Source organism: Streptomyces megasporus (genome assembly GCF_000718985.1).
In the GTDB taxonomy this organism is placed as follows: Bacteria; Actinomycetota; Actinomycetes; order Streptomycetales; family Streptomycetaceae; genus Streptomyces; species Streptomyces megasporus.
In genome coordinates this window covers 104,366-128,070 of sequence record NZ_JODL01000014.1, presented here as the reverse complement: position 1 = coordinate 128,070, position 23,705 = coordinate 104,366, and the positions used below count along the sequence as shown (strand labels likewise).

Below are 23,705 nucleotides of genomic sequence, written 5' to 3'. Positions count from 1 at the left end.
TACATCCGCACGGTGCCCACCCTCCGGTCGTCATGGTCGTTCACTACTTCCGCAGCTCGATGACCGTCTTGCCGATGCGGATCGGCGCGCCGGGCGGGATCGGCGTCGGTGTGGTGAGCCGGGTCCGGTCGAGATACGTGCCGTTGGTGGAGCCCAGGTCCTCGACGATCCACTGACCGTCACGGTCCGGGTAGATCCTGGCATGGCGGCTGGAGGCGTAGTCGTCGTCCAGCACGATCGTCGAGTCGTGGGCCCGACCGAGGGTGATGGTCTGCCCCTGCAGGGCCACGGTGGTGCCGGTGAGCGAGCCCTCGGTCACCACGAGCTTGGTCGGGGCGCCGCGCCGCCGACCGCCGCCGCGACCGGCGGCGGGCTGCGGAGCCTGGCGCGGTTGGGGCGGACGTCGGCTCTCGTCGCGACGGGTGGCGCGCTGGGTCACGCGGGTGCCGAAGAGGTCGCTCCTGATGACCTGCACGGTCACGATGACGAACAGCCACAGCACGGCGAGAAAGCCCAACCGCATGACCGTCAGGGTCAGCTCTGACATTGCCCCCGCTTCACCCTTCGGCTTGCCGGTAAATGATCGTGGTGCTGCCCACGACGATGCGTGAGCCGTCGCGGAGCGTAGCGCGCGTGGTGTGCTGCCCGTCCACCACGATGCCGTTGGTGGAGCCCAGGTCCTGGATCGTGGTGGGGTTCCCGGCCCGGATCTCGCAGTGACGCCGGGAGACCCCGGGGTCGTCGATGCGCACGTCGGTCTCGGTGGAACGGCCCAACACCATGGTGGGGCGGGAGATCTGGTGGCGGGTGCCGTTGATCTCGATCCAGCGGCGGGTCTGGGTGGGCGGCAGCGGACCGGCCCCGCCGGGCGCGCCGGGCGGTGGACCGGCCGGCATGGGCGGCATGCCGGCGGGGCGCTGCGGCGGGTAGCCGTAGCCGCCGTGCGCCGGAGCGCCGCCGTGCGGGGGCTGGGGCTGGGAGGTGCTGGCGGCGAGCGTGCGACTGCGGACCCGGTACAGGCCGGTGTCGAGGTCCTCCGCCTTCTCCAGGTGGACCTTGACCGACCCCATGAAGGTGTACCGCTGCTGCTTGGCGTACTCGCGCACCATGCCGGCCAGCTCCTCGCCGAGCTGTCCGGAGTAGGGGCTGAGGCGCTCGTAGTCCGGGGTGCTGAGCTCGACGATGAAGTCGTTGGGGACGACGGTCCGTTCGCGGTTCCAGATGGTGGCGTTGTTGTCGCACTCGCGCTGGAGGGCACCCGCGATCTCGACGGGCTGCACCTCGGACTTGAACACCTTGGCGAAGGTGCCGTTGACGAGACCCTCGAGACGCTGCTCGAAGCGCTTCAGAACTCCCACGGTGCACCTCCTTCCCCGATGCCCTCGGCTCTAGTGCGCTGGGCGCACACGACGCGTTGCCTCCGATACTGCTTACTGATCGTATCCACGCGCGAGGAAAACGGCTGGTTCCCCACCGGGGCTCGGCGCGCGGGTGTCAACCCTCACACGGATCGTAGAGGGGGCACGGGACCAGTGTCCCAAACCGTGGGCGGTCGATACGGGTGTGAGACCACCCCGGGGAGCGTGCTAATGTTCTGGGTGTCGCCAGGGGATCCCGGCGAACCGGACGAAAGCGGTCCGGGGAGTATGGGAGAATCGAAGCGGCAGCACCCATGCGCGGGTGGCGGAATAGGCAGACGCGCTGGATTCAGGTTCCAGTGCCCGAAAGGGCGTGGGGGTTCAACTCCCCCCTCGCGCACAGAGAGAACGCGGAGCGGCTCTCTTGCAGTGATCAAGGTCACTGTGAGAGAGCCGCTCCGTCGTTTGCCGACCCCTCCACGGGGGACTGACGGTGGCGGGGGCGGCCGAGTACCTTCTTGACGTTCTCGGTCCGCACGTTCTCGGCGCCGGTCGCTCCGACCGTCGCCGGCCGTGGGGGAAGCACGCAGGGTGTAGGGGGTGGGGTCGTGGCGGAGAGGCTGCCGCACGTGCCGGGGTTCGCGGACCGGCGGAACCGGGAGTCGCCGAGGCAGGCGGGCAAGGAGCTGAGGGAGCGGGTGCCCCGCGCCGCGCACGCGGGGTTCTCCGAGGCGCCGGGACGGCCGGACGCGGTGAGCGCCGTGGAGGAGTCCAACCGCGGCAGGATCGAGGAACTGGTCCCGATCCGGGTCGGGCGGATGGTCGCCTCTCCCTTCGCCTTCCTGCGCGGCGCGGCCGGCCTGATGGCGTACGACTTGGCGCACGGCACTCCCGTCACCGGGGTGGGCGCGCAGATCTGCGGGGACGCGCACGCCGCGAACTTCGGGCTCTACGGCGACGCCCGCGGCGGGTTGACCATCGACCTCAACGACTTCGACGAGACCGTGCGCGGCCCCTGGGAGTGGGATCTCAAGCGGCTGGCCGCCTCCCTGGTGCTGGCCGGACGCGCGGCGGGGGTGGGCGAGGACGCCTGCCGGCGGGCGGCCTACGACGCGGCCGGGGCGTACCGGCGCACGATGCGGCTGCTGGCGAGGATGTCGGCGGCCGACGCCTGGAACGCCGTCGCCGACGAGGAACTGGTCTCGCACACCGACGCCCATGATCTGCTGGGCACCCTGGAGCGCGTGGCCGACAAGGCCCGACGCAACACCAGCGCACGCTTCGCCGCCAAGTCCACCCGGGAGACGGAGGGCGGTGGCCGTGTCTTCGTGGACGCCCCGCCCGTCCTGCGGAGGGCGTCCGACGAGGAGGCGGCGGCCGTGGCCGCCTCGCTCCGGGAGTACCTGGGGACGCTGCCGGAGGATCGGCTGCCGCTGCTGGCCCGGTACGCGATCCACGATGTGGCGTTCCGGGTCGTCGGCACCGGCAGTGTGGGCACCCGCTCGTACGTCGTGCTGCTCCTGGACCACCTGGGCAAGCCGCTGGTGCTCCAGGTGAAGGAGGCGCGTCCCTCGGTGCTGCGGCCGTACACGGCACTGGTGGGCCTCCCCGAGCCGGAGCCGGAGCACGAGGGACGCCGGGTGGTGTCGGGACAGCAGCGGATGCAGGTGGTCTCCGACACGTTGCTGGGCTGGACCACCGTCGAGGGGCGTCCCTACCAGGTGCGGCAGTTCCGCAACCGCAAGGGCAGCGTGGACCCGGCGGCGCTCTCCGCCGGCGAGATCGACGACTACGGGCGGATGACGGGAGCCCTGTTGGCCCGTGCCCACTCCCACAGCGCCGATCCGCGTGTCCTGGCCGGGTACTGCGGCAAGTCGGACGAGCTGGACGAGGCGGTGGCCGCCTTCGCCGTGGCCTACGCGGACCGTACCGAGAAGGACCACGCGGAGCTGGAGGCCGCCGTGCGGGCCGGGCGGCTGCCAGCCGAGCGGGGCGTGTGACGGCGGGGACGTGCGACGGCGGGCGGTGCGGTGTCGGGGGCGTGACGGTACGGGGGCCCGGACCCGTAGGCTGGCCGGGTGACGCCGCGGCTCCCTCCTTGGTGCTCTCGGAGCGGGCGCGGCGGAAAGCCCCGGCCGGGGCGCCGTGAACCGCCATCGCGAGGAAGCCAGTGAATCCGGAAGCCCGACAGGAAGCCCGGCAGGCCGAGCGACAGGCCGTCGAACGTCTCGAACGCGCCGTCCGCGCGGCCGAGCACGCGCTGATCGAGTACGAGATCGCAGTGGAGACCTTCCGGGTGGAGGTGGACAACTTCTCCCGGTTGCACGAGCAGCGCCTCGGGCCGCTGTACGGCCGGATCGAGGAGCTGGACGTCCTGATCGCGGAGGCCGTGGCCGCTCGCACCGGCGACCCGGAGGACGTGCGCCGGGCGCGGTCGGCGCGGGCCGGTTTCCTGCCGATGCCGGCGGTGGAGGAGCTCTACCAGGGCTGGATGGACGCGGGCGGGCTGCCGTCGGAGGCCGTGGCGATGCTCACCGGGCAGCGGGTGAGACCGCCGGAGCGGGTGCGGCCCAGCGAGCGGGTCCGGCGCCTGTACCGCGAGCTGGTCCGTGCGGCGCACCCGGACCTGGCGCAGGAGGACGCGGAGCGGGAGCGGCGCGAGGAGTTCATGACCCGGGTCAACAAGGCGTACGCCGACGGGGACGAGGAACTGCTCGTGGCGCTGACCGAGGAGTGGGCCGCGGGACCGCCCGACCCCGCGGAGAGGGAGGCGCTCCGCGCCGAGGAGCTGTACGCGCGGCTGGAGTGGCTGGCGCGGCGCAAGGAGATGCTGTCCCAGGTCGCCGCGGACCTGGAGGCGAGTGCGGTCGGGTCCATGCTCAAGCTGGCCCACGACGATCCGGACGGCCTGCTGGAGGAGATCGCCCAGGGGCTGCGGGCGAAGATCGCCGAGCGGGAGGCGAGACTGGCCGAGCTGGTCGCCCCGATGGGAGGGACGGACTGGGCGGGGCGAACGGCGCAGCCGGGACAGGTGGAACAGCCGGGGCAGGTGTAACAGGCGGAACGGACGAGTTCCGGCGGGGCCGGCCAGGTTCGGTCCGGGATCGGTCGTGCTCGGCCCGGGATCGGTCGTGCGGCCGGAGTGTTGTGAGTGTGCGAGACGGCACCGGAGGCCGGTGCCGGAGAGAGGGGCGTGACCCTGTGCAGTACGGCCGATTTCCGGAGGTGGACGCCGCGGCGGTGCCGTCCGACGGTCTCCTGCTGGACGTCCGGGAGAACGACGAGTGGGCGGCCGGGCACGCCGAGGGAGCCCTCCACGTCCCGATGAGCGAGTTCGTGGAGCGGCTGGGCGAGGTGACCGAGAAGGCGGCGGATCGGAAGGTGTACGTGGTCTGCCGGGTCGGCGGCCGGTCGGCTCAGGTCACGCAGTACCTGCTGGGGCAGGGCGTCGACGCGGTGAACGTCGACGGCGGCATGGTGGCCTGGGAGGCCGCCGGACGGCCGCTGGTGAACGACGGGCAGGGACCGGCCCACGTGCTGTGAGAAGCGCTCACGGAGTTCCGTGGGGCCCGCCGCGCACACCGTGCGCGGCGGGCCCCACGGTGTGCGGGGGCGTGTCAGGCGTCGAAGTCCACCTCGACCGTCCCGGTGGCCGGACGCGACTGGCAGGCCAGGACGTACCCGGCCGACACCTCCTCCGGCTCCAGTGCGAAGTTGCGGTCCATCCGCACCTCGCCGGAGACCAGTTTCACGCGGCAGGTGCCGCAGACCCCGCCCTTGCAGGCGTACGGGGCGTCGGAGCGGTTGCGCAACACCGTCTCCAGCAGCGTCTCGCCGTCCCCGACGGGCCAGACGCCCACCCGGCCGCCGAGCGTCGCGGTGAGCTTCGCGCCGGGGGGCGCGGACCGGACGGGCGCCCGCTCCCCGGTGTCCGCGGAGGAGTCGTCCACGTGGAAGATCTCCTGGTGGATCGCCGAGGCGGGCACCCCGAGAGCGGTCAGTGCCTTCTCCGCCCCGTCGACCAGCCCGTGCGGCCCGCACAGGAACCAGCCGTCGACCTCCGCCACCGGCAGCAGGGCGGGGAGCAGGGAGGTGAGGCGCTCGGTGTCGAGCCGCCCGGTGGGCAGGCCCGCCTGCCGTTCCTCACGGGAGAGGGTGTGCACCAGGTGGAAGCGCTCCGGGTGGCGGTCCTTCAGCTCGGCGACCTCCTCCAGGAACATCGCCGACGCGGCGGTGCGGTCGCTGCGGATCAGACAGAACCGGGCGTCCGGCTCCTCCGCGAGGAGGGTGGAGGCGATGGACAGCACCGGTGTGATGCCGCTGCCGCCGACGATCGCCGCGAAGCGACCCGGCCGCGGGCGGAGCGTGAAGCGGCCCATCGGCGGCATCACCTCGACGGTGTCGCCGACGGACAGTTCCTTGAGGGCGTAGGTGGAGAAGGCGCCGCCCTCCACCAGTCGGATGCCGACCTTCACCACCGGCTCGCCGGGGGGCGGCACGGCCGGGGCGCAGATCGAGTACGTGCGGCGCACCTCCACGCCGTCCACCTCGCGGCGGAGGGTGACGTGTTGGCCGGGGACGTGACGGAAGGCGTCGCGCGACTCGGGCGGCAGCGCGAACGTCACGGCCACCGAGTCGTCCGTGAGCCGCTCGACCTCGCGGACGCGGAGCGGATGGAATCTCATGTCAGCTCCTTGAAGTGGTCGAACGGCTCCTGGCAGGACGCGCAGCGGCGCAGGGCCTTGCAGGCGGTGGAGGAGAAGCGGCTGAGCAGGGCGGTGTCGGTCGAGCCGCAGTGAGGGCAGCGGATGGCCAGATCCACCGCGACGGGGCCGCCGTCCCCGGAGCCGGCCGTGCCGGTGCGGGGCGGCGCGATTCCGAACTCCGCCAGTTTGCGGCGGCCCTCGGCGCTGATCGCGTCCGTCGTCCAGGGCGGGGAGAGGACGGTGCGGACCGTCACCTCCGCCACACCGTGCTCGCGCAGCGCCCGCTCGACGTCCGTCGCCATCGCCTCGACGGCCGGGCAGCCGGTGTAGGTGGGGGTCAGCTCGACCTCCACCCGGCCCGGCCCGACGATGTGGAGGCCGCGCAGTATGCCCAGGTCGGACAGAGTCAGCACCGGCAGTTCCGGGTCGGGGACGGAGCCGGCGATCCGGAGCAGCTCCTCCTCCGGGCCGGTCGGCTCGGTCGTCGAGGTGCGGGCGGTCACCACGACGCCCCCGGGTGGCTGCGGTGCAGGTGCTGCATCTCGGCGAGCATCCGGCCGAACGGCTCGGTGTGGATGCCCTGCCGCCCGGCACCGGCGGCCCAGGAGGTGCCCTGCGGCCCCTCGGGGAGGGAGAGACCGGCGCGCTCCACCACGTCGGTGATACGCCGTGTCCACTCCTCGCGCAGCTCCTCCCAGTCGACCTCCAGGCCCTCCACCGGCTGGAACAGCTCGCCGGTGTAGCGCCACAGCGCCGCCAGCGCCGTCCGCATCCGCTCGTGGGAGAGCTCGGTGCCGTCGCCCAGCCGCAGTGTCCACTGCTCGGCGTGGTCGCGGTGGTAGGCGACCTCCTTGACCGCCTTCGCGGCCAGTTCGGCCAGTGCGCCCTCGCCCGTGGCCAGCCGTCCGTACAGCAGCTCCTGCCAGGTGGAGAAGTAGAGCTGACGGGCGATGGTGTGCGCGAAGTCGCCGTTGGGCCGCTCCACCAATTGGACGTTGGTGAACTCCCGCTCCTCACGGAGGTAGGCCAGTTCGTCCTCGTCGCCCACCATCGACAGCAGGGCGCGGGCCTGACCCAGCAGATCCAGCGCGATGTTGGCGAGGGCGACCTCCTCCTCCAGGACGGGGGCGTGCCCGGCCCACTCCCCCAGACGCTGGGAGAGGATCAGGGCGTCGTCGCCGAGGGCCAGCGCGGCCGTGCGGGGAACGCTCACAGGTGCCGCACCCCTTCCGGGACCTCGTAGAAGGTGGGGTGGCGGTAGGGCTTGTCGGCGGCCGGCTCGAAGAACGGGTCCTTCTCGTCCGGCGAGGAGGCGGTGATCGCGGCCGAGGGCACCACCCAGATCGAGACGCCCTCCGACCGCCGCGTGTACAAGTCCCGCGCGTTGCGCAGGGCCATCTCGGCGTCGGGCGCGTGGAGGCTCCCGGCGTGGGTGTGGGAGAGCCCGCGCCTGCTGCGCACGAAGACCTCCCACAGGGGCCATTCGCTGGTGGTCATGCCGCCGTCCTTCCGTTCCGGCCCTGCTCCCGGTGCTTGTGGGCGTAGGCCGCCGCGGCCTCCCGCACCCAGGCGCCCTCCTCGTGGGCGCGGCGCCGCTGCTCCAGCCGCTGCTCGTTGCAGGGGCCGTTGCCGCGCAGCACCTCGTTGAACTCGTCCCAGTCGATCGGCCCGTGGTCGTAGTGGCCGCGCTCCTCGTTCCAGCGCAGCTCGGGGTCGGGCAGGGTCAGCCCGAGGGACTCGGCCTGGGGGACGCAGATGTCCACGAACCGCTGGCGCAGCTCGTCGTTGGAGTGCCGCTTGATCTTCCAGGCCATGGACCGGGCGGAGTGCTTCGACGCGTCGTCGGGCGGCCCGAACATCATCAGCGACGGCCACCACCAGCGGTTGACGGCGTCCTGCGCCATCGCGTGCTGGGCGGGAGTGCCCCGGCTCAGCGCGAGCAGCAGCTCGTACCCCTGGCGCTGGTGGAAGGACTCCTCCTTGCAGACACGGACCATGGCTCGCGCGTACGGCCCGTAGGAGCAGCGGCACAGCGGCACCTGGTTGGTGATCGCCGCACCGTCCACCAGCCAGCCGATCGCGCCGACGTCGGCCCAGGTCAGGGTGGGGTAGTTGAAGATGGAGGAGTACTTCTGGCGTCCTGAGTGCAGCTTGTCCAGCAGTTCGTCGCGGCTGACGCCCAAGGTCTCCGCCGCGCTGTAGAGGTACAGCCCGTGCCCGGCCTCGTCCTGCACCTTGGCCATCAGGATCGCCTTGCGGCGCAGCGAGGGCGCCCGCGTGATCCAGTTGGCCTCCGGCTGCATGCCGATGATCTCGGAATGGGCGTGCTGGGCCATCTGGCGGATCAGCGTCGCGCGATAGGCGTCGGGCATCCAGTCGCGCGGCTCGATCCGCTCGTCCGCGGCGATGGCCGCGTCGAACGCCTTCTCGTACGCCTCGGGACCGCCGCCCTGGTCCGTCTCCGGCAGCAGCGTCGTCATCCAACAGCTCCCTTGCTCCAGGCGAGGAACCAACCGACCGATCGTTCGGTTCAATGGTCGTCGGCGAGGCGCCAAGGTGTCAAGGCTGTGGATAACCTCTTAAGGTCGCCGAGGGGCGTCCGGGAAACGGGCGCGGCCGGCGCGACACGGGGGTGCGGGGGCACCGAACACCGGACGTGGCACACCGACGTGGACACATCGGGTCGGGAACGGGTCGGGAACGGGTCGGGAACGGGTCGGCATCGGATCGGGCATCGAATCGGGGAGGGCATGGAGCCACAAGCGCAGACGCAACGGGAGGGGGCGCCACCGGCGGGCGTGATGGCGCTCCCACCCGCGGCCCGGATCACCGTCGCGATCGCCCTGGGGGTCGTCGCCGTGCTCGTCGCGGTCCACCTGGCGGCGATCTTCCTCCACGTCGCCCCCACGAACACCGTCAGCAAGCGGTACGGGGAGGCGGTGGAGAAGTACGTCTACCCGGAGTTCGAGCAGAACTGGAAGCTGTTCGCGCCCAACCCGCTCCAGCAGAACATCGCCGTCCACGCCCGCGCCGAGGTGCTCAAGCCGGACGGCACCACCGAGCGGACCGGCTGGGTGGACCTGTCGGCCATGGACGCCGAGGACATCCGCGGCAACCCCGTCCCCAGCCACACCGACCAGAACGAACTCCGCCGCGCCTGGGACTTCTTCACCGGCTCGCACGACGCGGAGAACCGACCGACGGGTCTGCGCGGCGAGCTCTCGGAGGAGTACCTGCGGCGGATCGTGATGCTGAGGTTCGGGCCCGAGCTCAACGGCGGCCAGGTCCGACGCATCCAGGTGCGGTCGGCGACCACGCCGGTCGCACCGCCGCCGTGGAGCGGCGAGAACATCGACACCGAGACCACGTACCGGACGCTGCCCTGGTGGGCGGTCGACCGCTCGGACGTTCCGGAGGGCACGTGACGCAGTCCGAAAACGGCGGGCCCGGCTCGCCCTCCCCGGCCGTCCCCGAGCCGCGGGCAGCCCGGGACGCCCCTGAGGACGCCCCTGAGAACGACACGGAGAACGGCCGGGAGAACAGCGGGGGGAGTGCCGTGGCGGACGCCGTGGGACAGGAGGCCCGACGGGACGGCTCGCGCCGGGACCCGGACCCGGACTCGGTCCGCTCCCTGGCGCGTCGGTTCGCCGCGCGGGCCGACCGCGCGGTCGTCGACGGCATCACCAAGGTCACCGACCGCGCCCTGGGCCCGTACCAGACCGCGATCGTCCGGATCGGGTTCTCCTTCACCTGGCTGGCCTTCCTGCTGTTCGAGTGGCCGAACCGGCACGAGCTGTACGGCCCGGACGGCCCGTGGAGCTGGGAGCTGGGCAGGAGGCTGATCGAGAGCAACCACGCCTTCACGGTGCTGCTCTGGTCCGACAGCACCGTCTGGTTCGAGGTCGTCTACGCCCTCGCGGTGCTCTCCAGCGCCGCCCTGCTGGTCGGCTGGCGGACTCGGACGGCGTCGGTCCTCTTCATGATCGGCGTGCTGTCGCTCCAGAACCGCAGCGTCTTCATGGGCGACGGCGGCGACAACGTCATCCATCTGATGGCGATCTACCTGGTGCTCACCCGCTGTGGCCGGGTCTGGTCCCTCGACGCCCGTCGGGCCCGGCAGCGGGCGGACGGCGCGGGCGCCGATCCGGTGGGCGTCGCGCTGTGGGCGCTGCTGGGCGCCGCCCTGGCGGTGGCCACCGTGCGCGGCGAGGTCGGCTGGTTCGGCGACGACGGTCCGGTGCCCTTCGTCGGCTGGGCGACCGTCCTGTGGACCCTGTGGGCGGTCCACGGCCTGTGGTGGGCCGTGCGTTCCGTTCCGCCCGCCGGCGTGGGGACGGACGGCGGCACGGGCGGTGACACGGGCGGGGCGGACCGCGACACGGGGACCGGCGGGGGAACGGACCGGAAGGCCGACGTCCGCCGCCTGATGGACGTCCTCGGCAACGTGGTGCACAACGCCGCCCTGCTGGTGATCATGGTCGAGGTCTGCCTGATCTACGCGACCGCCGGCTGGTACAAGATCCAGGGCTCGCGCTGGCAGGACGGCACCGCCGTCTACTACCCCCTGCACCTGGACTACTTCACCCCCTGGCCCGCCCTCTCCGAACTGTTGGGCGGCAGCGGGCTGATGATCATGGTGCTGAGCTACGGCACGGTGATCGTCCAGGTCGCCTTCCCCTTCACCCTCTTCAACCGCCGGGTGAAGAACGTGCTGCTCGCCGTGATGATGCTGGAGCACGCCTCCATCGCCGTCGTCCTCGGGCTGCCGTTCTTCTCGCTCGCCATGATCGCGGCCGACGCCGTCTTCCTGCCCACGGTCTTCCTGGTGTGGCTGGGCGGCCGGACGTCGCGGTGGGCCGGACGGCTCCGCCCGCGCCCACGGGAGACGGCGGACGAGGGGAAGCCGGAGGAGCCGGACGGCGCGCCCGACTCCGCGCGTACTCTCGTGGGGTGAACGGCAGCGAGACCAGGAATCCGGGAGCGGACGGCGAGCCGGTGCAGTACGACGAGGAGTACGGGCCGTCGGTGGGGGTCGGCCCCCATCCCGAGCCGTGGCCGGCGGACGAGCGGTACGACCCCGAACTGCTGGCCCACGGCGATCGCCGCAACGTCGTCGACCGCTACCGCTACTGGAAGCGCGAGGCGATCGTCGCCGACCTCGACACCCGACGGCACGACTTCCACGTCGCGGTGGAGAACTGGACCCACGACTTCAACATCGGCAGCGTCGTCCGCACGGCCAACGCCTTCCTCGCCGGGAAGGTCCACATCGTCGGCAAGCGCCGCTGGAACCGGCGCGGCGCGATGGTCACCGACCGGTACCAGCACATCGTCCACCACCCGGACGTGGCGGCCCTCGCCGACTGGGCGCGCGCCGAGGAACTGCCGATCATCGGCATCGACAACCTCCCCGGCGCCGTCCCGCTGGAGACCACCGAGCTGCCGCGCCGCTGTGTGCTGCTGTTCGGCCAGGAGGGGCCGGGGCTGACCGACGAGGCGTGGAAACACGCCGAACTGGTCTGTTCCATCGCCCAGTTCGGCTCCACCCGCTCCATCAACGCGGGCGCGGCGGCGGCCATCGCCATGCACACCTGGATCCGCGCCCACGCCGAGATCGGCTGACCCCTTCCGGGCACTCGTTCCGGGCACTCGTTCCGAGCGCTCACGGGAGCGGTGTCCGCGCGGCGGGGGGCGCGCACCGCACCCGCCGCGCGGACATCCGGCGCGGACGCCTCGGGGCGGCCTACCGGACCGGGCGGCGCACCTCCACCATGCGGAAGCGGCTCGCCACGAAGGCGCCGTCGCACAGCGCCGCGTTGGCCGCCGGGTTGCCGCCGGAGCCGTGGAAGTCGGAGAACGCAGCGGTCTGGTTGACGTACACCCCGCCGGTGAGGTTCAGCGAGAGCTGGGCGCACTCCTCCAGACAGGCCTCCTCGATCAGCCGCTCGGCCTCCGGCGAGGTGGTGTACGCGCCCACCGTCATCGCGCCCTTGTCGCGGACGGTGCGGCGGAGCAGGGCCACGGCGTCGGCGGTGGACTCCACGGCGACCGCGAAGGACACCGGGCCGAAGCACTCCGAAGAGCAGACCGACTCCGCCTCGGGGTCGGCGCCGTCCAGCTTGACGATCACCGGGGTGCGGACCGTGGCATCGGGGAACTCCGGATGCGCCACCGCGCGGGACGCCAGGGCCACCTCGCCCAACCCGGCCGCGCCCTCCAGCCGCTCCAGCACCCCCGGGTTGACGATCGCGCCCAGCAGGGCCACCGCCCGCTGGTCGTCGCCCAGCAGCTTCTCCACCGCGCCCGCCAGGTCGGAGACCACCTCGTCGTAGGACTTGTGGCCCGCGTCGGTGTCGATGCCCCCGCGGGGGATCAGCAGGTTCTGCGGGGTGGTGCACATCTGGCCGCTGTAGAGGGAGAGGGAGAAGGCCAGGTTGCCCAGCATGCCGCGGTAGTCGTCGGTGGAGTCCACGATCACCGTGTTGACCCCGGCCTTCTCGGTGAAGACCTGGGCCTGGCGGGCGTTGGCCTCCAGCCAGTCGCCGAAGGCCGTGGAGCCGGTGTAGTCGACGATCCGCACCTCGGGACGGACGGCCAGCTCCTTCGCGATGCCCTCGCCGTCCCGCTCGGCGGCCAACGCCACCAGGTTCGGGTCGAAACCCGCCTCGGCGAGCGTCTCGCGGGCGACCCGCACCGTCATGGCGAGCGGGAGGACCGCGCGCGGGTGCGGCTTCACCAGCACCGGGTTGCCCGTGGCCAGGGAGGCGAACAGCCCCGGATAGCCGTTCCAGGTGGGGAAGGTGTTGCAGCCGATCAGCAGCGAGACGCCCCGCGGCACCGGCGTGAAGTGCTTGGTCAGACGCAGTGGGTCCCGCTTGCCCTGCGGCTTCGTCCACTCCGCCGACGCCGGGACGCGCGTCTGCTCGGCGTAGGCGTACGCCACCGCCTCCAGGCCCCTGTCCTGCGCGTGCGGCCCGCCCGCCTGCATCGCCATCAGGTACGCCTGTCCGCTGGTGTGCATCACCGCGTGGGCGAACTCGTGGGTCCGCGCGTTGATCCGGGCCAGGATCTCCAGGCACACCGCCGCCCGCGTCTCGGGGCCCGCGTCCCGCCAGGCGGGCATCGCGGCGCGCATCGCGGGCAGCAGCACGTCGACGTCGACGTGGGGGTACTCGGTGCCCAGCTTCGGGCCGTACGGCGAGACCTCGCCGGCCACCCAGCCGTCCGTGCCCGGCTGGTCCAGCTCGAAGCGGGTGCCGAGCAGGGCGTCGAACGCGGCCTTCCCCTCGGCGGCGCCCGGCGTGCCGTGCTCCTCGCCGTAGGCCTTGGGGTGCTCCGGGTACGGCGACCAGTAATCCCTGACGCGGATCGCCTCCAGCGCCCTCTCCAACGTGGGACGGTGCTTCTCCACCAGTTGCGCCGGAACCGCCGGCGGGGCCTGGGTGGGTGCGGTGGCCATCGGACCAACTCCTCGTCGAGCGGGTGTGCGGGCCGCGCACGCGGGCGGTGCGCGGCCGGACGGACACCGTAGATACTGCTACCGAACGATCGGTCGGGCAAGAGGGGTCGGGAACCTGTGGATACCATCGGAGCCATGCCAGCCAAGCCGCCCAAGCGCGACACCTACACGCCCGAATCGCTCCTCGCGGTGGCGGTGGAGGTCTTCAACGAACGCGGTTACGACGGCACCTCCATGGAGCACCTGTCCCGTGCGGCGGGCATCTCCAAGTCCTCCATCTACCACCACGTGCGCAGCAAGGAGGAGCTGCTGCGCCGGGCGATATCCCGTGCGCTCGACGGCCTCTTCGCCGTACTGGAGGAACCGGAGGCCCGCGAGGGGCGGGCGATCGAACGGCTGGAACACGTCACCCGTCGTACCGTCGGGGTGCTGACGGCCGAACTGCCCCACGTCACGCTGCTGCTGCGGGTGCGCGGCAACACCCGCACCGAACGCTGGGCGATGGAGCGCCGCCGCGAGTTCGACCACCGGGTGGCCGAACTGCTGAAGGCCGCCGTCGCCGAGGGCGACCTCCGCGCCGACCTCGACGCCCGACTGACGACCAGGCTGCTCTTCGGCATGATCAACTCGATCGTGGAGTGGTACCGACCCCTGTCCGGGGAGGCCTCGGACGGCGAGCGGATCGCCGACACGGTCGTGCGGCTCGCCTTCGAGGGGCTGCGAAAGCAGTAGGAACGACACGGAGAGCGACGGGGGAAGGCCCGGAAGCGGACCGGTTCACGCCTCCGGTTCGAGGTCGGTCTCTTCGAAGACCAGGAGCGTACGGGTGCTCAGCACCTCCGGGATCGCCTGGATGCGGGTGAGCACCAGCTCCCGCAGCGCCCGGTTGTCGGCGGTGTGCACCAGCAGCAGGACGTCGAAGTCCCCGCTGACCAGCGCGATGTGCGCGGCTCCGGGAAGCGCCTTGAGCTTCTCGCGCACCGTGCGCCAGGAGTTCTGCACGATCTTCAGCGTGATGTACGCCGAGGCCCCCTGCCCGGCCCGCTCGTGGTCCACCCGGGCCGTGAAGCCGCGTATCACCCCGTCCTCGACGAGGCGGTTGATCCGGGCGTAGGCGTTCGCCCGCGACACGTGCACCCGCTCGGCCACCGAGCGTATCGACGCTCTGCCGTCCAGTTGCAGCATCCGCAGGATGGCCCGGTCGACCGGATCGAGCGGACGAGCCGCCGGCCGGTGGTCACTCTCCGGTGCCACGGAAGCCATCTGTTCTTCCGACATGGCCTGCCGCCTCCCCTCGATGGACGTCCTGCCGACATCACACGCTGTGCAGAACCGTTTGTCCACAGGGCCTCCCCACCCGTAGCCAAAATGCGCCGGTGACCGAACAATCGGTAGGGGAGCCGGTCACTCTGCGTGGCTCCGCGTTCGCGATGCCCCCATCAGGAGGTACCGAGATGACGGTCCTGGAACAGCCAGGCGCCTACCGCCCCGCGCCGCCCCCCGCCTGGCGGCCGCGCACAGATCCCGCGCCGCTGCTGCCGGACCGGGAGCCCTACCGGCTGCTGGGTACCGGCGCCGAGCTGGACCCGACACTGCTGAGGACGCTCCACGGCCACCTGGTGAGGGGCCGCCGCTACAACCGGCAGGCCACCGCGCTCACCAAGCAGGGCCGGCTCGCCGTCTACCCCTCCTCCACCGGGCAGGAGGCGTGCGAGGTGGCCGCCGCACTGGTCCTGGAGGAGCGGGACTGGCTCTTCCCCAGCTACCGCGACACCCTCGCCGCCGTGGCCCGCGGCATGGACCCGGTCGAGGCGCTCGGCCTGCTCCGCGGCGACTGGCACACCGGCTACGACCCCTACGAGCACCGTGTCGCCCCGCTCTCCACCCCGCTGGCCACCCACCTCCCGCACGCCGTCGGGCTCGCCCACGCCGCCCGTCTCAAGGGCGACGACGTGGTGGCCCTGGCCATGGTCGGCGACGGCGGGACGAGCGAGGGCGACTTCCACGAGGCCCTGAACTTTGCCGCCGTCTGGCGGACGCCGACCGTCTTCCTCGTCCAGAACAACGGCTTCGCGATCTCCGTCCCCCTCGCCAAGCAGACCGCCGCGCCCTCCCTGGCCCACAAGGCCGTCGGCTACGGCATCCCCGGCCGGTTGGTGGACGGCAACGACGTCGCCGCCGTCCACCAGGTGCTCTCCGAGGCCGTCGAGCGTGCCCGGCGAGGGGAGGGGCCCACCCTCGTGGAGGCGATCACCTACCGGTTGGACGCCCACACCAACGCCGACGACGCCACCCGCTACCGCGACGACGCCGAGGTCGAGACCTGGCGCGAACACGACCCCGTGGAACTGCTGGAGCGCGAGATGACCGCCCGCGGCCTGCTCGACGAGGCGACCAGGGAGCGGGCGCACGAGGAGGCGGAGGAGATGGCCGCGCGGCTGCGGGCGCGGATGAACGAGGACCCGGTGCTCGACCCGATGGACCTCTTCGACCACGTCTACGCGGAGAAGACCACGCAACTGAGGGAACAGGCCGAGCGGCTGCGCGCCGAACTGGCGGCCGAGGGAGCCGAGGAGAACGGCGAGGGGGACGAGCGATGACGACCGCCACCACCGGGACGGGACAGGACGCCCGGAAGACCGAGACCGCCCGCAAGCCCGCCACCATGGCCCAGGCCCTCAACCGCGCGATGCGCGACGCCATGGCCGAGGACCCGACCGTGCACGTGCTCGGCGAGGACGTCGGCGCGCTCGGCGGCGTCTTCCGGATCACCGACGGCCTGACGAAGGAGTTCGGCGAGGACCGCTGCACGGACACCCCGCTGGCCGAGGCCGGCATCCTCGGCACGGCCGTCGGCATGGCGATGTACGGGCTGCGGCCCGTGGTGGAGATGCAGTTCGACGCCTTCGCCTACCCGGCGTTCGAGCAGCTCCTCAGCCACGTCGCCAAGATGCGCAACCGCACGCGGGGGAGGATGCCGCTGCCGATCACCGTCCGCGTGCCCTACGGCGGCGGGATCGGCGGTGTGGAGCACCACAGCGACTCCTCCGAGGCCTACTACATGGCCACCCCCGGCCTCCATGTGGTGACCCCGGCGACGGTGGCCGACGCCTACGGGCTGCTGCGGGCCGCCATCGCCTCCGACGACCCGGTGGTCTTCCTGGAGCCCAAGCGGCTGTACTGGTCGAGGGCCGACTGGTCGCCCGAGGCCCCGGAGCCGGTCGCGCCCATCGGCCGTGCCGAGGTCCGCCGCGCGGGGACGTCCGCGACGCTGGTCACCTACGGGCCGTCGGTGCCCGTCTGTCTGGAGGCGGCCGACGCCGCCCGCGAGGAGGGCTGGGACCTGGAGGTCGTCGACCTGCGCTCCCTGGTCCCCTTCGACGACGAGACGGTCTGCGCGTCGGTGCGCCGCACCGGGCGGGCCGTGGTCGTCCACGAGGCGAGCGGGTTCGGCGGCCCCGGCGGCGAGATCGCCGCCCGGATCACCGAGCGCTGCTTCCACCACCTGGAGGCTCCGGTGCTGCGCGTGGCCGGGTTCGACATCCCCTACCCGCCGCCCATGCTGGAGCGTCACCACCTGCCCGGCGTGGACCGGGTGCTGGACGCCGTCGCCCGACTCCAGTGGGAGTCGGAGTGGACGGAGCGCCCCGAGGCGTTCGAGGGAGGCACCCGCTGATGCCCGAGGTCCGCGAGTTCGCCCTCCCCGACCTGGGCGAGGGACTCACCGAGGCCGAGATCGTCCGCTGGCTGGTCTCCGTCGGCGACGTGGTCGAGGTGGACCAGCCGGTCGTGGAGGTCGAGACGGCCAAGGCCATGGTCGAGGTGCCCTGCCCGTACGGCGGTGTGGTCACCGCGCGGTTCGGCGAGGAGGGCGCCGAGATCCCCGTCGGCTCGCCCCTGATCACGGTGGCGATCGGCGCCTCCGGCGAGGACCGCGGGGGCTCCCGCGTCGAGGAGCCGGCCGGGGCGGAGTCGGAAGGGTCGGGGAACGTGCTGGTGGGGTACGGCACGGGCGCCCCCGTGGCCCGCCGGCGCAGGGTCCGTCCGACGTCTCCCGCCCACGCGGTCGCCGCCGCGCCCGCCGCCGCACCCGTCGCGCCCACGCCCGCCGACACCCGGCCGCCGGCCGGCCCCGTCCCCGTGATCTCGCCGCTGGTGCGGCGGCTCGCGCGGGAGAACGGGATCGACCTGCGCGGGATCACCGGCACCGGGCCGCAGGGGTTGATCCTGCGGGCGGACGTCGAGCGGGCCCTGGCCCGTACGGCCGCGCCCACGGCGCCCGCCGCGCCCGCTCCCACGGCGCCCGTCCCGACCGTCGCCGGCCCCGCCTCCGCCGCGGTGGGCGAGCGCGTCCCGCTGCGCGGCCTGCGCGGCGCGGTCGCGGAGAAGCTCTCCACCTCCCGGCGCGAGATCCCCGACGCCACCTGCTGGGTGGACGCCGACGCCACCGAGTTGCTCGCCGCCCGGCGGGCGATGAACGCAGCGGGAGGGCCGAAGATCTCCCTGCTGGCGTTCCTCGCCCGGATCTGCACCGCCGCCCTCGCCCGCTTCCCCGAGTTGAACGCCACCGTGGACACGGCCGCGCGCGAGATCGTCCGGCTGCCCGGCGTACACCTGGGGTTCGCCGCCCAGACCGAGCGCGGGCTCGTGGTCCCCGTCGTCCGCGACGCCCACGAGCGCGACGCGACCGGCCTCACCGAGGAGATCGCCCGACTCACCGAGTCCGCCCGCGCGGGGACGCTGAAACCCGCCGAACTGACCGGCGGCACCTTCACCCTGAACAACTACGGGGTGTTCGGGGTGGACGGCTCGACGCCGATCATCAACCACCCCGAGGCGGCGATGCTCGGGGTCGGACGCATCACCCCCAAGCCGTGGGTGCACGAGGGCGAGCTGGCCGTGCGCCACGTCGTCCAGCTCTCGCTCACCTTCGACCACCGGGTGTGCGACGGCGGCACGGCGGGTGGCTTCCTGCGGTACGTGGCCGACTGCGTCGAGCACCCGGCCGTGCTGCTGCGCACCCTGTGAGCGCCATACTCGGGGAATGACCCACGCCTACGACGCCGTCGTCGTGGCGGGCGGCAGCGCCCGCCGGCTCGGCGGAGCGGACAAACCGGCCCTCACCGTCGGGGGCCGGTCCCTGCTCGACCGGGTACTGGACGCCTGCGCGGACGCGGCGCGGACCGTGGTCGTCGGTCCGCGCCGGCCGACGTCCCGCCCGGTGGACTGGGTGCGCGAACAGCCGCCCGGCGGCGGGCCGTTGGCCGCGCTCGACGCCGGGCTGCGCCGCACCGACCACGAGACGGTGCTGGTGCTCTCCGCGGACCTGCCGTTCCTGACGTCCGCGACCGTGCGGACCCTGCTGGACGGTGCGACCGGTGCGACCGGCACGACCGGCTTGGACGGAGACAGTGAGGGGGACGGCGACGGGAACGGCGAGAGGGACGGCGCGATCGTCGACGACGGCCGCGACCAGCCCCTCCTGGGCGCCTACCGCGCCGAGTCCCTCCGCCGCGAACTGGCCCTGATCGCCGCCGAGCACGGAAGCCTCGCGCACCTCCCCCTGCGGCTGCTCACCGCCGAGCTGTCGCTGCGCCGCGTCGCCCCGGTCGCCCCCCACGAGGCCCTGGACTGCGACACCTGGGAGGACCTCGCGGCGGCCCGCTCGCGGATCAGGGAGCATGGGCGTGTGCTGAACGAATGGATGACCGCCGTCAAGGCCGAACTCGGCATCGACCTCGACGTCGACACCGCCCTCCTCCTGGACCTAGCCCGGGACGCCGCGCACGGCGTGACACGTCCCGCCGCCCCGCTGACGACCTTCCTCGTCGGGTACGCGGCGGCCCGCGCGGGCGGCAGCGCCGAGGACGTCGCCGCCGCCGCCCGGAAGGCCGCCGAACTCGCCCGTCGCTGGGCCGAGGAGGAGAAGCCGGGGCCGGACCCGGAAGGGCGGTAGAGCCGGATGAGTGGTGACGAGCTGGCCGACGCCCTCGCCCTGGCCAACGCCCACCGGGACGGCCGCTCCCCCCGTGCCGGCGCCCGTCGTGACGGCCGCCGGCACGCCACGGCGGCGGACGGGGCGCCGAAGGCGGAGGACGTACGGCACCTGGACTGGCCGCGGGCCCGTGCCGTCGCCGCCCGCGCCGGGGCCCGACGGCGTGCCGAGTCCGTCACCCTGCCCCTGGGCAGCGCCCTCGACCACCGTCTCGCCGAGGCCCTCACCGCGCTCACCGACCTGCCGGCGTTCGACACCTCGGCCATGGACGGCTGGGCCGTCTCCGGACCGGGGCCCTGGGCGCTGGACGGTTGGGAGCCGGACGGTTGGGAGCCGGGCGGAGCGGAGGCCGCCCGCGGCGTCCTGGCCGGGGACGACGCCCCGCCCCCGCTGCCGGACGGCCACGCCGTCGGCATCGCCACCGGCGCCCGAATCCCGCCGGGCGCCACCGCGGTGCTGCGCTCCGAGTACGGCGAGGTGCGCGACCGTCGACTGCACGCCCCCCGGGCGCCCCAGCACGGCGCCGACATCCGCCCGCGCGGCCAGGAATGCCGGCAGGGCGACCACCTGCTGCCCGCCGGCACGCGGGTCACCCCGGCCGTGCTCGGCCTCGCCGCCGCGGCGGGTTGGGACGAGCTGTCCGTCCTGCGCCGCCCCCGCGCCGAGGTGCTGGTCCTGGGCGACGAGCTGCTGACGTCCGGCCGCCCCGAGGGCGGTCGTGTCCGTGACGCGCTCGGCCCGATGATCGGCCCCTGGCTGGCGGCCCTGGGCGTCCAGCCGCTCGCCACCCGCCGGCTGGGCGACGACGCCGAGGCGCTGTACGAGGCGCTGGCCGGCACCACCGCCGACCTCGTCGTGACCACCGGGGGCACGGCCTTCGGCCCCGTCGACCACGTCCACCCCGCCCTCCGTCGGCTGGGCGCGACGCTGCTGGTGGACGGCGTGGCCGTGCGGCCGGGCCATCCGATGCTGCTGGCGCGGCTGCCCGCCGGGGCGCACCTCGTCGGGCTGCCGGGCAACCCCCTGGCGGCCGTGTCGGGGCTGCTCACCCTGGCCGAGCCGCTGCTGCGGGCCGTCCCCGGCACGGGACGGTCCACCGAACCGTCCCGTACCGGACCGGTCGACGGCGCGCCGCCCACCGCCCCGCTCCTGGACGAGGTGCACGGCCACCCCCGTGACACGCGTCTGGTCCCCGTCGTGCAGGATGGCCGAGGTGTACGGTCACTGCGTTTCACCGGTCCCGCGATGTTGCGGGGCATCGCCGCGGCCACCGCGCTCGCGGTGGTCCCGCCCGGCGGTGTCGCACCGGGCACCGGCGTGCACCTCCTGAGGCTCCCGTGGGCGTGACGGCATGAACGGCTTGAACGGCTTGAAGCGAGTCCCGCTGGACGAGCTGCAACACCACGTGCAGCTCCCCGAGCCGGTCGCCGGACCGCTGCGCCAGGTGGCGAAGCGGGTGGTGGCCGCGGCGCTCGTCCTGCTCGTGACGGTGTTCCTGGTCTACCTGGACCGCGAGGAGTACGGGGACAACGCCGACGGCGAGGTCTCCCTCCTGGACTGCTTCTACTACGCCACCGTCACCCTCTCCACCACCGGGTACGGTGACATCACCCCGGTCAGCGACAGCGCCCGTCTGATCAACATCCTGGTCGTCACGCCGCTGCGCGTCCTGTTCCTGATCATCCTCATCGGCACCACCCTGGAGGTGCTGGCGGAACGGACCCGTGAGCAGTGGCGCCTGGCCCGTTGGAGGTCCGCCTTGCGTGATCACACCGTCATCGTCGGCTTCGGCACGAAGGGCCGGTCCGCCGCCGAGACGCTGATCTCGACGGGGATCCCCCAGAGCCAGATAGTCGTCGTCGACCCGAGCCGGAAGGTCGTCGAGGCGGCGGGCGCCGCCGGGTTCACGGGCGTCGTCGGGGACGCGACCCGCAGCGACGTGTTGCTGCGGGCGGAGGTGCAGCGCGCGGGGCAGGTGGTCATCGCCACCCAGCGCGACGACACGGCGGTGCTGGTGACGCTCACCGCCCGCCAGCTCAACCGCAATCTGCGGATCGTCGCCGCGGTGCGCGAGGAGGAGAACGCGCCGCTGCTCCGCCAGTCCGGCGCGGACTCCGTGATCACCAGCGCCAGCGCCGCCGGCCGTCTGCTGGGCATGTCCATGCTTAGCCCGAGCGCGGGCGCGGTGATGGAGGACCTGATCCACCAGGGCACGGGCCTGAACCTCACCGAGCGCCCGGTCACCAAGGCCGAGGCCGGCCGGTCCCCGCGCGAGTGCAAGGACCTGGTCGTCTCCGTGGTGCGCGGCCACCGGGTGCTGGGCTTCGACGACCCGGAGGCGGCCACGCTGGAACTCACCGACCGTCTCGTCGTCATCCGACGGGCCTCGCCCTCGCAGGCCGTCGTCCTTCCCACCGACCCGCGGAGGTAGCGTCACCCCATGCACGCGATCACCATCACCGAACCCGGCGGCCCCGAGGTCCTCGCCTGGACGGAGGTCGACGATCCCGAGCCCGGCGAGGGCGAGGTGCTGATCGAGGTGGCGGCGAGCGCCGTCAACCGCGCCGACCTTCTCCAGCGGCAGGGCTTCTACGACCCGCCGCCCGGCACCTCCCCCCACCCCGGTCTGGAGTGCGCGGGACGGATCGCGGCGCTCGGCCCCGGAGTCGAGGGCCCGCGGGTCGGCGACCAGGTGTGCGCGCTGCTGGCCGGCGGCGGGTACGCCGAGAAGGTCGCCGTGCCGGCCGGCCAGTTGCTGCCGCTGCCCGAGGGCCCCGACGGTCCCCTCGACCCGGCCGTGGCGGCGGCGCTCCCCGAGGTCGCCTGCACGGTCTGGTCGAACGTCTTCATGATCGCCGGGTTGAAGGAGGGCGAGACGCTGCTGGTGCACGGCGGCGCCAGTGGCATCGGCACCATGGCGATCCAGCTCGCCAAGGCCGTCGGCGCCCGGGTGGCGGTCACCGCGGGCAGCCCCGAGAAGCTGCGGCGCTGCGCGGAGCTGGGCGCGGACATCCTGATCGACTACCGCGAGCAGGACTTCGTCGAGGAGGTCCGGGAGGCCACGGCCGGGCACGGCGCGGACGTCGTCCTGGACATCATCGGCGCCAAGTACCTGGAGCGGAACGTGAAGGTGCTCGCCACCGGCGGGCGCATCGCGATCATCGGCCTCCAGGGCGGACGCACGGGAGAACTCCCCCTGGGGGCGCTGCTCGCCAAGCGGGGCACCATCACGGCCACCACCCTGCGCTCCCGTCCGGTGTCGGAGAAGGCGGAGATCGTCGCGGCGGTGCGGGAACACGTCTGGCCGCTGATCGCCTCCGGGCACGTCCGGCCCGTCATCGACCGGACACTGCCGATGAGTCATGCCTCCCAGGCACACCGGGTACTCGAACAGAGCGATCACGTGGGCAAGGTCGTTCTCACCGTCCCATGACTGTTCGGTGATTGTTCGGTGATCGTTGGCGTCTCGTTGAGCCGTCCGAGATGCCGCTCTCACGCGATCGTGTGACGCTTGTTACACCACTGGATGCTTGGTACGGGAGGGGGCGTAGCGGTGAGAGAAACCGTGATCACCCTGCTGGCCTGCGCGATGGTGCTCCTTCCGGCACCCGTCGCCCTGGCCGTCCAGCACACGGCGGCCATGGCGGCCGTTCCCGGCAGCGGTCCCGGCGCCGTGGAGCCGAGAACGGAGCACAACAGGTCGACCCCCACGCCCTCTCCCACCGACGACGACGGCGACCGGCCGGACGACCGGCCGTCGTTCCCCTCGTGGCCGTCCACGCCGCCGCGGTCACCGGAGGACCCCGAGCCCACGCCGACTCCCACGCCCACCCCCACCCCGACGCACACGTCCGGTGAGCCCTCCGGCGAACCGTCCGGCACACCGTCGGAGGAGGAGACCGACCGGGACGCCGGGGGCGGGTCGCGGCAGCCCGAGACGCCCGCGGGACGTCCGGGCGCGGAGCGGACCCCGTCGGCGTGGACGGAACAGATCAGCGACCGGGGCTCCGGCACCGTGGACGACTACGACTACGGCGACGACGAGCCCGTCCGGGACGACGAGCGGGGCGTCGAGAATCGGGCGGCGACCACCGGCCGGCAACTGCTGCCCGTGCTGCCGCTCGGCGCCGGACTGACCTTCCTCGGTCTGGGACTGGCGTCCTTCGCCCTGCGCCTGCGTCGCTGAA

At 73.0% G+C, this 23,705-nt stretch carries 24 protein-coding genes and 1 tRNA gene; 16 read left to right on the top strand and 9 right to left on the bottom strand.

Annotated features, from left to right (window positions below; genetic code table 11):
* Positions 1-43: 43 nt before the first annotated feature.
* Complete coding sequence (locus IF47_RS0114250; RefSeq protein WP_031509131.1) at positions 44-547, bottom strand: FHA domain-containing protein FhaB/FipA; 504 nt, start codon at positions 545-547, stop codon at positions 44-46.
* A 10-nt stretch (positions 548-557) separates the two neighbouring features.
* A complete protein-coding gene (locus IF47_RS0114245) occupies positions 558-1,358 on the bottom strand; it encodes an FHA domain-containing protein (protein ID WP_031509130.1) in 801 nt (266 codons plus the stop codon).
* A gap of 316 nt (positions 1,359-1,674) precedes the next feature.
* Between IF47_RS0114245 and IF47_RS0114240 the strand changes: the two genes are divergently transcribed.
* From IF47_RS0114240 to IF47_RS0114225, 4 genes are all read left to right on the top strand, one after another.
* A tRNA-Leu gene (locus IF47_RS0114240) sits at positions 1,675-1,758 on the top strand.
* A gap of 208 nt (positions 1,759-1,966) precedes the next feature.
* Complete coding sequence (locus IF47_RS0114235; protein WP_031509129.1) at positions 1,967-3,358, top strand: DUF2252 domain-containing protein; 1,392 nt, start codon at positions 1,967-1,969, stop codon at positions 3,356-3,358.
* A gap of 170 nt (positions 3,359-3,528) precedes the next feature.
* The gene (locus tag IF47_RS0114230) at positions 3,529-4,413 is read left to right on the top strand and encodes a hypothetical protein (RefSeq protein ID WP_078591815.1); all 885 of its coding nucleotides are present in this window, start codon (positions 3,529-3,531) and stop codon (positions 4,411-4,413) included.
* Positions 4,414-4,559: 146 nt separating this feature from the next.
* Positions 4,560-4,901 carry a rhodanese-like domain-containing protein gene (locus IF47_RS0114225; RefSeq protein WP_031509127.1) on the top strand — a complete coding sequence of 114 codons (342 nt, stop codon included), beginning with the start codon at positions 4,560-4,562 and terminating at the stop codon, positions 4,899-4,901.
* A 74-nt stretch (positions 4,902-4,975) separates the two neighbouring features.
* Here IF47_RS0114225 and IF47_RS0114220 read toward each other — a convergent pair whose 3' ends face one another.
* From IF47_RS0114220 to paaA, 5 genes are read right to left on the bottom strand one after another with little or no spacing between them, the layout of a single operon-like run.
* The gene (locus IF47_RS0114220) at positions 4,976-6,043 is read right to left on the bottom strand and encodes a 2Fe-2S iron-sulfur cluster-binding protein (RefSeq protein ID WP_031509126.1); all 1,068 of its coding nucleotides are present in this window, start codon (positions 6,041-6,043) and stop codon (positions 4,976-4,978) included.
* Positions 6,040-6,567 carry a 1,2-phenylacetyl-CoA epoxidase subunit PaaD gene (gene paaD, locus IF47_RS0114215; protein WP_051717642.1) on the bottom strand — a complete coding sequence of 176 codons (528 nt, stop codon included), beginning with the start codon at positions 6,565-6,567 and terminating at the stop codon, positions 6,040-6,042. The genes IF47_RS0114220 and paaD overlap by 4 nt, the downstream gene beginning before the upstream one ends.
* The gene (paaC, locus tag IF47_RS0114210) at positions 6,564-7,277 is read right to left on the bottom strand and encodes a 1,2-phenylacetyl-CoA epoxidase subunit PaaC (RefSeq protein WP_031509124.1); all 714 of its coding nucleotides are present in this window, start codon (positions 7,275-7,277) and stop codon (positions 6,564-6,566) included. The genes paaD and paaC overlap by 4 nt, the downstream gene beginning before the upstream one ends.
* Positions 7,274-7,561 carry a 1,2-phenylacetyl-CoA epoxidase subunit PaaB gene (gene paaB / locus IF47_RS0114205; protein ID WP_031509123.1) on the bottom strand — a complete coding sequence of 96 codons (288 nt, stop codon included), beginning with the start codon at positions 7,559-7,561 and terminating at the stop codon, positions 7,274-7,276. Before paaB ends, paaC begins: the two co-directional genes overlap by 4 nt.
* Complete coding sequence (gene paaA / locus IF47_RS0114200) at positions 7,558-8,544, bottom strand: 1,2-phenylacetyl-CoA epoxidase subunit PaaA (protein ID WP_031509122.1); 987 nt, start codon at positions 8,542-8,544, stop codon at positions 7,558-7,560. Before paaA ends, paaB begins: the two co-directional genes overlap by 4 nt.
* A 321-nt stretch (positions 8,545-8,865) precedes the next feature.
* On the opposite strand from paaA, the gene IF47_RS0114195 reads away from it, so the two are divergent.
* The 3 genes from IF47_RS0114195 (at position 8,866) to IF47_RS0114185 (ending at position 11,686) form a co-directional block, all read left to right on the top strand.
* The gene (locus IF47_RS0114195) at positions 8,866-9,489 is read left to right on the top strand and encodes a DUF5819 family protein (protein WP_106982558.1); all 624 of its coding nucleotides are present in this window, start codon (positions 8,866-8,868) and stop codon (positions 9,487-9,489) included.
* 206 nt (positions 9,490-9,695) lie between these two features.
* Positions 9,696-11,018 (top strand): HTTM domain-containing protein, encoded by a 1,323-nt coding sequence (locus IF47_RS0114190; RefSeq protein ID WP_078591820.1) that lies wholly within the window; start codon positions 9,696-9,698, stop codon positions 11,016-11,018.
* Positions 11,015-11,686 (top strand): TrmH family RNA methyltransferase, encoded by a 672-nt coding sequence (locus IF47_RS0114185; RefSeq protein ID WP_051717638.1) that lies wholly within the window; start codon positions 11,015-11,017, stop codon positions 11,684-11,686. Before IF47_RS0114190 ends, IF47_RS0114185 begins: the two co-directional genes overlap by 4 nt.
* Positions 11,687-11,807: 121 nt before the next feature.
* Here IF47_RS0114185 and paaN read toward each other — a convergent pair whose 3' ends face one another.
* Positions 11,808-13,523, bottom strand: coding sequence for a phenylacetic acid degradation protein PaaN (gene paaN, locus IF47_RS0114180; RefSeq protein WP_051717636.1), 1,716 nt, complete (start codon positions 13,521-13,523; stop codon positions 11,808-11,810).
* 135 nt (positions 13,524-13,658) lie between these two features.
* Between paaN and IF47_RS0114175 the strand changes: the two genes are divergently transcribed.
* Entirely contained in the window at positions 13,659-14,255 is a 597-nt protein-coding gene (locus IF47_RS0114175) for a TetR/AcrR family transcriptional regulator (protein WP_031509117.1), read from the top strand.
* Positions 14,256-14,300: 45 nt separating this feature from the next.
* On the opposite strand, the gene IF47_RS0114170 is transcribed toward IF47_RS0114175, so the two are convergent.
* Positions 14,301-14,801: an Lrp/AsnC family transcriptional regulator gene (locus IF47_RS0114170; RefSeq protein ID WP_031509116.1), complete on the bottom strand. Its 501-nt coding sequence runs from the start codon at positions 14,799-14,801 to the stop codon at positions 14,301-14,303.
* Positions 14,802-14,977: 176 nt separating this feature from the next.
* Between IF47_RS0114170 and pdhA the strand changes: the two genes are divergently transcribed.
* The 8 genes from pdhA to IF47_RS30705 all read left to right on the top strand — a co-directional run bounded on the left by pdhA (position 14,978) and on the right by IF47_RS30705 (position 23,704).
* Positions 14,978-16,123: a pyruvate dehydrogenase (acetyl-transferring) E1 component subunit alpha gene (gene pdhA, locus IF47_RS0114165; protein ID WP_031509115.1), complete on the top strand. Its 1,146-nt coding sequence runs from the start codon at positions 14,978-14,980 to the stop codon at positions 16,121-16,123.
* Positions 16,120-17,199: an alpha-ketoacid dehydrogenase subunit beta gene (locus IF47_RS0114160; protein WP_051717634.1), complete on the top strand. Its 1,080-nt coding sequence runs from the start codon at positions 16,120-16,122 to the stop codon at positions 17,197-17,199. The genes pdhA and IF47_RS0114160 overlap by 4 nt, the downstream gene beginning before the upstream one ends.
* Positions 17,199-18,551, top strand: a complete 1,353-nt coding sequence (locus tag IF47_RS0114155; RefSeq protein ID WP_031509113.1) for a dihydrolipoamide acetyltransferase family protein — start codon at positions 17,199-17,201, stop codon at positions 18,549-18,551. Before IF47_RS0114160 ends, IF47_RS0114155 begins: the two co-directional genes overlap by 1 nt.
* Before the next feature lie 16 nt (positions 18,552-18,567).
* On the top strand, positions 18,568-19,479 hold the full coding sequence (locus IF47_RS0114150; protein ID WP_031509112.1) for a DUF6457 domain-containing protein: 912 nt from the start codon (positions 18,568-18,570) through the stop codon (positions 19,477-19,479).
* Between the two features lie 6 nt (positions 19,480-19,485).
* Complete coding sequence (locus IF47_RS0114145) at positions 19,486-20,865, top strand: molybdopterin molybdotransferase MoeA (RefSeq protein WP_031509111.1); 1,380 nt, start codon at positions 19,486-19,488, stop codon at positions 20,863-20,865.
* Positions 20,866-20,869: 4 nt separating this feature from the next.
* Positions 20,870-21,949 carry a potassium channel family protein gene (locus tag IF47_RS0114140; RefSeq protein WP_031509110.1) on the top strand — a complete coding sequence of 360 codons (1,080 nt, stop codon included), beginning with the start codon at positions 20,870-20,872 and terminating at the stop codon, positions 21,947-21,949.
* Between the two features lie 9 nt (positions 21,950-21,958).
* Positions 21,959-22,951, top strand: a complete 993-nt coding sequence (locus IF47_RS0114135) for an NAD(P)H-quinone oxidoreductase (RefSeq protein ID WP_031509109.1) — start codon at positions 21,959-21,961, stop codon at positions 22,949-22,951.
* A gap of 120 nt (positions 22,952-23,071) precedes the next feature.
* Positions 23,072-23,704 (top strand): hypothetical protein, encoded by a 633-nt coding sequence (locus IF47_RS30705; protein WP_157839965.1) that lies wholly within the window; start codon positions 23,072-23,074, stop codon positions 23,702-23,704.
* The last annotated feature ends 1 nt before the right edge of the window (position 23,705 follow it).